General features: G+C 66.1%; 7 protein-coding genes. 2 read left to right on the plus strand and 5 right to left on the minus strand.

The window, feature by feature from the left end; genetic code table 11:
- Positions 1 to 708 (minus strand): GNAT family N-acetyltransferase (locus ACNA7R_RS17610; protein ID WP_416284834.1); only part of this gene is annotated, 708 nt, incomplete at its 3' end.
- A 153-nt stretch (positions 709 to 861) separates the two neighbouring features.
- Here ACNA7R_RS17610 and ACNA7R_RS17615 point away from each other — a divergent pair.
- Positions 862 to 1311 carry a hypothetical protein gene (locus ACNA7R_RS17615; RefSeq protein ID WP_416284835.1) on the plus strand — a complete coding sequence of 150 codons (450 nt, stop codon included), beginning with the start codon at positions 862 to 864 and terminating at the stop codon, positions 1309 to 1311.
- Between the two features lie 399 nt (positions 1312 to 1710).
- Here ACNA7R_RS17615 and ACNA7R_RS17620 read toward each other — a convergent pair whose 3' ends face one another.
- The 3 genes from ACNA7R_RS17620 to ACNA7R_RS17630 form a co-directional block, all read right to left on the minus strand.
- Positions 1711 to 3975: a catalase gene (locus ACNA7R_RS17620; RefSeq protein ID WP_416284836.1), complete on the minus strand. Its 2265-nt coding sequence runs from the start codon at positions 3973 to 3975 to the stop codon at positions 1711 to 1713.
- A gap of 356 nt (positions 3976 to 4331) precedes the next feature.
- Complete coding sequence (locus ACNA7R_RS17625) at positions 4332 to 5111, minus strand: enoyl-CoA hydratase/isomerase family protein (RefSeq protein ID WP_416284837.1); 780 nt, start codon at positions 5109 to 5111, stop codon at positions 4332 to 4334.
- A gap of 45 nt (positions 5112 to 5156) precedes the next feature.
- A complete protein-coding gene (locus ACNA7R_RS17630; RefSeq protein ID WP_416284838.1) occupies positions 5157 to 7607 on the minus strand; it encodes an ATP-binding protein in 2451 nt (816 codons plus the stop codon).
- 143 nt (positions 7608 to 7750) lie between these two features.
- Here ACNA7R_RS17630 and ACNA7R_RS17635 point away from each other — a divergent pair, with 143 nt between their 5' ends.
- Complete coding sequence (locus tag ACNA7R_RS17635; RefSeq protein WP_416284839.1) at positions 7751 to 7966, plus strand: hypothetical protein; 216 nt, start codon at positions 7751 to 7753, stop codon at positions 7964 to 7966.
- Positions 7967 to 8031: 65 nt separating this feature from the next.
- Here ACNA7R_RS17635 and ACNA7R_RS17640 read toward each other — a convergent pair whose 3' ends face one another.
- On the minus strand, positions 8032 to 8262 hold the full coding sequence (locus tag ACNA7R_RS17640; protein WP_416284840.1) for a hypothetical protein: 231 nt from the start codon (positions 8260 to 8262) through the stop codon (positions 8032 to 8034).
- Positions 8263 to 8703 lie beyond the last annotated feature (441 nt).

An 8703-nucleotide genomic window follows, 5' to 3' on the forward strand; every position in this document is an offset into this window, starting at 1 on the left:
CTCGTCGTCGTAGTGGCCGTTGAGCTTGTAGTGGTTCTCGCGGATCGCCTCGGTCTCCCAGTCGTGGGTCTCGAGGAACGCGATCGCATCCTCGTTCGTCGAGGGGACGCTCTGGTAGACCTTCTCGTAGCCGTTCGTTCCCGCCCACTCGAGCCCGCGGGCCAGCAGGTGCGATCCGATCCCGTGACTGCGGTAGCCGTCGAGGACGCCGACGGTGAGTTCGGCGGTGTGAGACAGTTTCTCCAGTTCCGGGGCGTGGAGGTGGACCCAGCCGACGACCTCGCGGTCGACGGTCGCGACGAAGAACATCCGGGACTCCAGTTCGTTGTGCCTGAGCAGGGCCTCCTCGTGGTCGACCTCGTCGGCGACGCTCTCGGCTTCGATGTACGTTCGCTCCTCGGCGACCTGTCGGATCGCGCCGACGATCCCCGCGAGATCCTCCTGTCTGGCCGGCCGGATGTGGAACTCGAGGTCCTCGGAGCGGTACTCCTCCTCGGCGCCGGCGTCGATCGTCACCCGGAGAGTGCCGTCTTTCTCCTCGAGGCGGCCGTCCCGTTTTAAGATCGCGACGTGGTGGCGGAAGCCGCCGGGCTCGATACCGAGCTCCTCCTGGGCCTCGAGGGGATCGACGGCCCCGTGGCGCTCGACGTGCTCGTAGATCCGCTTTCGGTCGTCGTGTCCGAACTCGAGGGGTTCACTGAGTGCCATGGTATGGTTCACCACCCCAAAACACTTAACAGTTGGCAGACCGGGTACGCAGTACGTCGACAGATGGAATCGAAGAACGACTCTGGACAAGAAACGAGCGATACAGCCGTCGATCCGACCGTTCGAGGGCCGTCTCGTCCGCGATAGGTGACGATGGTTTGGGTGGAACTTCTCGTCGCCTGTAGCGTACTTGCACTGACGGTCGTGATCGGACTGGTCGCCCACGAGTGGTCCCACGCGTTCGTCCTCCGGTTCGGGGCGGTCGACTACACGATCTCGTACCTCCCGAACCGCGAGCGCGGTCTCGTCGGCCTCCTTCGGAGCCGACCCTGGGCGGTCGTCCAGCCGCGACCGACCGGGACGGATTCGCCCTGGATCCTTCGGGCGGCGGCGCTCGCGCCGCTGGCGCTCGCGGTGCCGGCGCTCGGCCTCACCGCGACTGGGTACGCGACCGAGGGGCCGCCCGTCGTCACCGCGGCGACGGTCGGCTGGCTGGCCTGTACGATCCCCAGTCCCCAGGACTTCTCCGTCGCCTTTCACGCCCACCGGGCGCTTCGCGATTCGCTCGAGGAGTACGATCCGCGGAGCTCCCGGCCGGAGTAGTCCCTCGAGGAGTAGTCAGCGAGCGATGACGGGCCCGGCCGGGGCGGAGCCGCGGCCCGATCGCACGACAGCGCGATCACACAGCCACGAGTGATCGCCGAGGGCGGGTTGAGCATGAGTCATCCACCGGCACTCGCCGCCGAGTGCGCTGTCGGTCGGCGTCGACGCCGACACTCGTTTTCCCATCCATCAATTATTAAAGCTACTTGTTGGTGCGATATCCATCCGAATCCCGCTCTCGAGTGACCGGACGTCGTGGTATTCCGAAATAAATGAGACATACTTGTTACGACAATCGGCTACCCTTGCCGAAAGTTATCATCCGTGACGACAGTCGCGTGTCGATCCATGTCTGTCCCGACGATTCGACTGCGGCCCGCGCCGCGGTCGGCCGGCGCGTCAGGCCGGAACCTCCTCCGGGTCGCGGTCCCAGTGGCGGTGCTGGGCGATCGCGTCGACGAACGCCTCGGCGAACGCCTCGAGGTCGTCGCTGCGACAGGTCACGACGCCGGCGTCAGTCACGAGTTCGCCCTCGCCGGCGATCTCGGTTTCCGGCAGATCGACGTCCTCGAACAGCGCCGTTCCCTCGCCGACCGCGGCGATCGGCTTGTAGTGTTTGAACGCCTCCGCGACGAAGTGCTTCGGATCGCCCTGCCCGCGCATCGTCTCGACGCTCTCCTCGCCGCCTGGGATCACGACCGCGTCGAACGAGACGGAGGCCGCCGCGACGTGGTGTTTGTCGGCTTCGACCGTCTCGCCGTCGGCTCCCGATTTCTCGCCGAGAACTTTCGAGATGACCTTGACTCGAGCGCCCTCGTCCTCTAAGGCCGACCGGAGCGTCTCGACGTGTTCGTCGTCGAACCCGTCGTCGATCAGCATCGCGATCTTGCGGGTCTCGATCGTGTCCGGGGTCCGGTTCTCCATGCTCAGGGAGGGGTCCTCCCGGTCGTGGGTCGGCATCTCGTCGCCAGGCTCCTCGGGGGGTTCGATGCCGATCCCCTCGGCGACGCGTGTGGCGAACTCGTGGTCGACGTTGTTGAAGAGGTCGTAGACCATCCGCTCGCGGATCTCCACGCGCTCGACCTTGCCGAGTTCGAAGTGGGCGGCGTCGACGATGTTCTGTTTCTCCGGCTCGGACATGGAGTTCCAGAACAGCCGCGCCTGCGTGAAGTGGTCCTCGAAGCTGTCGCTGCGATTACGAATCTTCTGCCCGTCGACCTTCTCGGCGTAGTGCTCGTACCCGCCCTCCTCGGCGGGCGCCTCCTGGGGATCGTCGTCGCCGATCGAGTTCGGCTTGTAGGAGACTTTCCCCTCGTTGATCTCCTGGCGCATGAAGCCGGCGCGCTGGTTGTTGTGGCGCTCGGCGATCGGGCGGTTGATCGGGATCTCGTCCCAGTTGGCGCCGCCGAAGCGGTTGAGCTGGGTGTCCTGGTAGGAGAACAGCCGACCCTGCAGGAGCGGGTCGTTCGAGAAGTCGATCCCCGGGACGACGTTTCCGGGGTGGAACGCGACCTGTTCGACTTCCGCGAAGAAGTTGTCGGGGGTCTCGTTGAGGACCATTTTCCCGATCGGCCGGACCGGGACCTCGGTCTCTGGGACGAGTTTCGTCGGGTCGAGGACGTCGAAGTCGAACTCCTCGGCCTGCTCCTCGTCGAAGATCTGGACGCCGAGTTCCCACTCGGGGTCGTATCCCTCCTCGATGACGTCGTACAGTCCCTTGCGGTTGAAATCGGAGCTCTTCCCCCAGAGCTTCGTCGTCTCGTCCCAGACGAGCTGGTGGGTGCCGAGCTTGGGCGTCCAGTGGAACTTGACGAACACCGACTCGCCGTCGTCGTTGACCAGCCGGAAGGTGTGGACGCCGAAGCCCTGCATCATCCGGTAGGCCCGCGGCAGCGCCCGTCCCGAGAGCACCCACATGAGCATGTGCGTGGTCTCGGGTTTCAGCGAGGCGAAGTCCCAGAACGTGTCGTGGGCCGCCGACGCCTGTGGAATACCGTTATCGGGCTCGGGTTTGATCGCGTGAACCAGGTCGGGGAACTCCATCGCGTCCTGGATGAAGAACGGCGGCATGTTGTTCCCGACGAGGTCCCAGTTGCCCTCCTCGGTGTAGAACTTCGTCGCGAATCCGCGGACGTCCCGGACGGTGTCGGACGAGCCCCGCGAGCCGACGACCGTCGAGAACCGCGTAAATACGGGCGTCTTCTGGTCGGGGTCCTGGAAGAGGCCGGCTTTCGTCAGCTCGGAGATGTCGTCGTACTCGTCGCCGAGGTCGGGATCCTCGTAGGGCTGGAAGTAGCCGTGGGCGCCGGTCCCCCGGGCGTGGACGACCCGTTCGGGAATCGACTCGTGGTCGAACTGGGTCATCTTCTCCCGGAAGTGGAAGTCCTCCATGATCGTCGGACCCCGCTCGCCCGCCTTCAGGGAGTTGTCGGTGTCGCTGACCTTGACGCCGTGGTCGGTCGTCAGGTGCTCGCCCTCGGGGTTCTCGCGTACCTCGTCGAGTTGCTCCTGTTTGCTGTTCTCGTCGATCCCACCGCCGGTATCGTCGCTCGTTCCCGGGGATCCCGAGCCGTCGGCTCGAGTCGGGTTTCCGGTCGCGTCGTCCGGCGTCTTCTCGGATCGGTCCTCCGCTCGGTCGGGTTCGGATGGGGCGTCTGCTGTCATCGGTAGGGGAGTGCGCCAGGTACTCTCCGAGAAGACGGGACCGCGAGCACCGCTTCCCGCTTCTCGAGGCGATAGCGTACACCACCGCGTTCGACGATGCGGTCCCTAACGGTCCTCCCGTCATGTGCTTGCAACCGACCCGCCTCCGAAGGCGTCGATCGCTCGAAACCGGCGAGACTCGGCGAGAAACCGATGAACGCCGACCGTCGGTCGCGTTCCGCTTCGACGGAACCCGACTCGAATCACCCGGCGTTCCGGGATCGGTCACGGAACGAAACGCGATCGTGCCTCACTCGCGCGGAAAACGAAGGCGGACCGTCGCCACGCTACGGGTCGGTTTGGCGGCTCCGGATACGTTACTCGAACTCCGGCTCCCGGTCCTCGAGGAACGCCGACATCCCCTCGCGCTGATCGGGCGTTCCGAACAGGCTGGCGAACGCACGTTGCTCGTAGGCCAGGCCGCTCGAGCGCGAGCCCTCGCCGAACTGGTTGACCGACTGTTTGGCGGCCTGCATGGCGTCGGCCGGCTTCGCCGCGAGTCGCTCGGCGAGGTCGGCGACGACCGCATCGAGCTCCTCGTCGGCGACGACCTCGCCGACGAGGCCGATCTCGGCCGCGCTCTCGGCGTCGAGGCGCTCGCCGAGGAAGATCAGGCGCCGAGCGGTCTCGTCGCCGACCAGTCGGGGCAGGCGCTGGGTGCCGCCCCAGCCCGGGATGATCCCGAGGTCGATCTCCGTGTTGCCGATCAGCGCCGACTCGCTCGCGACCCGCAGGTCGCAGGCCAGCGCCATCTCGCAGCCCCCGCCGAAGGCGTAGCCGTTGATCGCCGCGATCGTCGGCGCCGGAAACGTCTCGAGGGCGTCGGCGACCGAGTGGCCGAGTTCGCCCCACGCCTGGGCCTCCGGGCTCGAGAGGTCCTGCATGTAGCTGATGTCGGCACCGGCGATGAACGCGTCGTCGCCGGCACCCGTCAGGACGAGCGCCCGCGCGCCTTCGTCCTCGGCCTCCTCGACGGCGTCGCCGATCCCCTCGAGGGTCTCGACGTTCAGGGCGTTGAGGGCGTCCGGGCGGTCGACCAGCAGGGTCGCGACGGTCCCGTCCTCGTTCCAGCGGAGTTGAACTGTCTCTCGGCTCATAGCCTCGCGTTCGACGAACCGTAATAAAAACCCGGCGACAGTCGGCTACGGTTCGGCCGTCGCGTTCCCGGCGGGCGGCAACGTCACGGTGAACGTCGACCCCTCGCCGGGCTCGGAGTCGACCCGGATCTCGCCGCCGTGGCGTTCGACGATCCGCTGGCAGAGCGCCAGCCCGATCCCGGCCCCCGGCTCGTCGCGGCCGTGGAGGCGCTGGAACACGTCGAAGATCCGCTCGCTCTCCTCGGGGTCGATCCCGACGCCGTCGTCGCGGACGGCGATCCGCCAGTAGCCGTCGGTCCGCGAGCGCTCGGCCGAGACGTCGATCCGAGGCGGCTCGTCGCCGCTGTACTTGATCGCGTTCGACAGCAGGTTCTGGAAGAGCTGGCGTAGTTGTCCCGAATCACCCCGCACGCGGGGTAGCGGCGAGGCGGTGATCTCGGCGTCGGATTCCGCGATCTGGACCCGGATGTCGGACTGGACCGCCTCGAGAACACACTCGAGGTCGACGGTCTCGAAGGAGTCCCCGCGAGTGTCGACCCGGGAGTACTCGAGCAGCCCCTCGATCATCTCGCGCATGCGGTCGGCGCCGTCGACGGCGTACTCGAGGAACTCCTCGCCGTCGGCGTCGAGGTCGTCGCCGTACCGGTCCTCGATCAGCCGCAGGTAGCTCGTCACCATCCGCAACGGCTCCTGGAGGTCGTGGGAGGCCGCGTAGGCGAACTGCTCTAAGCGTTCGTTCGAGGCCTCCAGCTCGTCGACGAGCTCCTCGAGTTCGGTCTGGTGGTGTCGGCGCTCGAGTTCGTAGCCGAGCCACTGGGCCGCGAGTTCGACGAAACTCCGCTCGGCCGGCGTTAGCGGCTCCGATCGGGCGTCGTCGTCGGCGAAACAGACCGTTCGGGAGCCGTCGCTCGACGGGATCTCGCAGCCGACGTAGGTGTCGAACCCCCACCGCTCGTAAGCTCGGTCGTCGTCCCAGCCCTGGGCGGGCGCGTCCGTGAGGACGAACGGCTCCATCGTCTCGATCGTCTGCCGGCAGTAGGTCTCCGACAGCGGCGCCGTCTTCCCCGGTCGGATTCGGTCGTCCGCCGTGGCGTGGACGACCTCGAACTGGTCGGCCTCGGCGTCGACGCTGGCGACGAACCCGACCTCGAGGCCGAGCCGTTCGCGCCCGAGCTCGAGCAGCTCGGTGACCTTCTCCTCGAACGATCGCTCCGAATCGGCGGTGATCTCGTACAGTCGGCGCAGCGCCCAGTTGCTCTCCCGGAGCTCGCGCTCGACGGTCTTGCGGTCGGTGACGTCCCGGAGGTAGATCGAGAGCCCCGTCTCGGAGGGGTAGACGCTGACCTCGAGCCACGACTCGAGGGCGGGGACGTACGCCTCGAAGGAGGTCGGCTCCTGGCTCTCCATTGCGGTTCGACACTCCGTCTCGAACGTCTCGTCGACGTCCGGAAACACCGTCCAGAACGAGTGGCCGAGCAGCTCCCGGTCCTCGAGTCCGATCAGCTCCGCGGCGCGGTCGTTGACGTGGGTGAACGTCCAGTCGACGTCGAGGCCGATCACCGCGTCCGTGATCCGGCCGTAGATCTCCTCGAACTCGGACTCGAGCCGCCGGCGTTCGACCACGTCCCGGACGACACAGACCATTCCGCCGTCGGCCGTCGACGAGAGGCTGTGTTCCTTGACGAATCTGCTGTCGTCGCTCCGAAGGCCGATCGTTTCGCCCGACCAGACGCCGGTCGTCGAGAGCTGGGGAAACACTTCCCGGTAGATCCGGCTGATCATCCCCGGCGGGTGGACCTCCTCCCAGTGCATCCCCCGCATCGCCGCGGGCTCGTAGCCGTACAGCTCGGCGTAGGCCTCGTTGACGTACGCGAACTCGCCGCCGGGCTCGAGAACGGCGACCCCCTCCCGTGCGGTCTCGACCGCCTGGAAGACGCGGTCGGTCTCCGTCGGGCGCGCCGGGTCGTCCGGCGGCGTTCGGCTCGAGTTCGCGTCGAGGGCGGGCTCGAGCACGTCGGCGATCCGCTCGAGGAAGGCGAGGTCGGCGTCCTCGAACGCCCCGGGGTCGGCCGCGTGGGCCTCGAGGACGCCCCAGGCCTCGCCGTCGGCGTCGATGCGGACCCCCACGCTGCTTCGCGGCTCGCCTTCGACGGGCGGGTCGACGTCGCTCGTCCGGTGGTCGTCGACGATCACGGCTCCACGCTCGAGGACCGTCCCGACCCAGCTCTCGGCCGTCGCGGGAACCGTTCCGGCCTCGCCCCCCGCCGGGTGTCGTCCGACGTGGCTGCGGATCGTCGCGCGGCTCCCCCCCGGAAGCAACTCGAGGACCGCCAGCGATCGGGCGTCGATCACGGTGGCGACGGCGCTCGTCGTCTCCCGCAGGATCGTCTCGAGGTCGTCGTCCGCGAGGGCACGCTGTGCGAGGTCGGCGACCGCCTCGTACCGACTCGAGCCGGCAGCCGTCGTTTCGTTCCCCCGACGAGTTGATGGCGCCATCTCAGCAGTAATTCTATCGCTATAAACATAAACTCTCTGCAATTTTCAGCCCTCCATCACGTTTGAAGCAATAGGAAATAAAAACTGTGTCGAAAGAGTGAACGGACGGACGAAACGTCCTTGTGTCGCGCCACCAAATATCGATGCGAACGATCATGAAAAGCGTCTACGCGTGTGGGGACTGCGGCGCCCAGTTCCGGGGAACCAGACGGGTCTGCTCGCTCTGTGGAACCCGGGTCGGCGACACGACCCGCGGGACCTGCACGGACTGTGGCTCCATCCTGACCGAGTCGGCCGAGCAGCGCTGTACCGCCTGCGGATCGACGAACGTCGAGCGCGTCTCCGTCGACGCGGACTGACTGTCGGGGGGCGGTGCGCTCGAGGGAATGAAGGTGGGCTCGAGGACGGCGGGCTCGAGCCGTCCCTAGGCGGGATACAGATCGGTGTACTTCTCGATCACCGACCACAGGTGTTGCTCGTTGGAGATCCGGTGGGTCTCGGAGACGAGTTCGGTCCCGTCGTCGGTGTCGGTTAGCTCGAGGGTCCAGTTCGTGTGGTCGCCCTGGTCCATCCCCCGCTTGGCGAAGCAGACGAAGCCGTCCTCGTGGGCCAGTGCGATCGAGTCCTCGTTCTCGTAGTCGACGTCCCAGCTCATGCCTGTTTGCTGGTAGTGGGTGTGTTCAGTGTTTTTGGTTGGATGCTCGAGGTGACACATGGGCGGCGGTCGTGAATCGACGGCGGTTGAGCACCCGACTTCTCAGGTGCCTCGGTCGCCGAGAAGGACACCGGCTGTCGTTCGCGATTCACCGCTACAGCGAGGGCTCGCAGCTATTCGACGCGCTTGAGTTCGTAAACGTCGAGTACAAGTTCATCTGGGAACGAGAGTGAGAACGAGATTCAGCTGACCGATGGTACTCCCGTGTTAGGATAGGTGTTCCGCCAACTATGCATGCCAGTTGAACGAAAGCCGATCAATTCCTCAGGTTGCCAGCGCATCTTGACAATGCACCGGATAATGTTCGTCTATGTATTTCTCGAGGATTGAGCGCGAGAGAAAGATATTCTCATGATTCACGCGGAACGATATCAACGTATT

It is taken from the genome of Natronococcus sp. (assembly GCF_047921035.1).
In the GTDB taxonomy this organism is placed as follows: domain Archaea; phylum Halobacteriota; class Halobacteria; order Halobacteriales; family Natrialbaceae; genus Natronococcus.

Excerpts from the sequence above, each read along its gene's own strand:
- ACNA7R_RS17625 (WP_416284837.1), bottom strand. The coding sequence starts at position 5,111 with ATGAGCCGAGAGACAGTTCAACTCCGCTGGAACGAGGACGGGACCGTC.
- ACNA7R_RS17640 (WP_416284840.1), bottom strand. The coding sequence starts at position 8,262 with ATGAGCTGGGACGTCGACTACGAGAACGAGGACTCGATCGCACTGGCC.
- ACNA7R_RS17615 (WP_416284835.1), top strand. The coding sequence starts at position 862 with ATGGTTTGGGTGGAACTTCTCGTCGCCTGTAGCGTACTTGCACTGACG.
- ACNA7R_RS17620 (WP_416284836.1), bottom strand. The coding sequence starts at position 3,975 with ATGACAGCAGACGCCCCATCCGAACCCGACCGAGCGGAGGACCGATCC.
- ACNA7R_RS17630 (WP_416284838.1), bottom strand. The coding sequence starts at position 7,607 with ATGGCGCCATCAACTCGTCGGGGGAACGAAACGACGGCTGCCGGCTCG.
- ACNA7R_RS17635 (WP_416284839.1), top strand. The coding sequence starts at position 7,751 with ATGCGAACGATCATGAAAAGCGTCTACGCGTGTGGGGACTGCGGCGCC.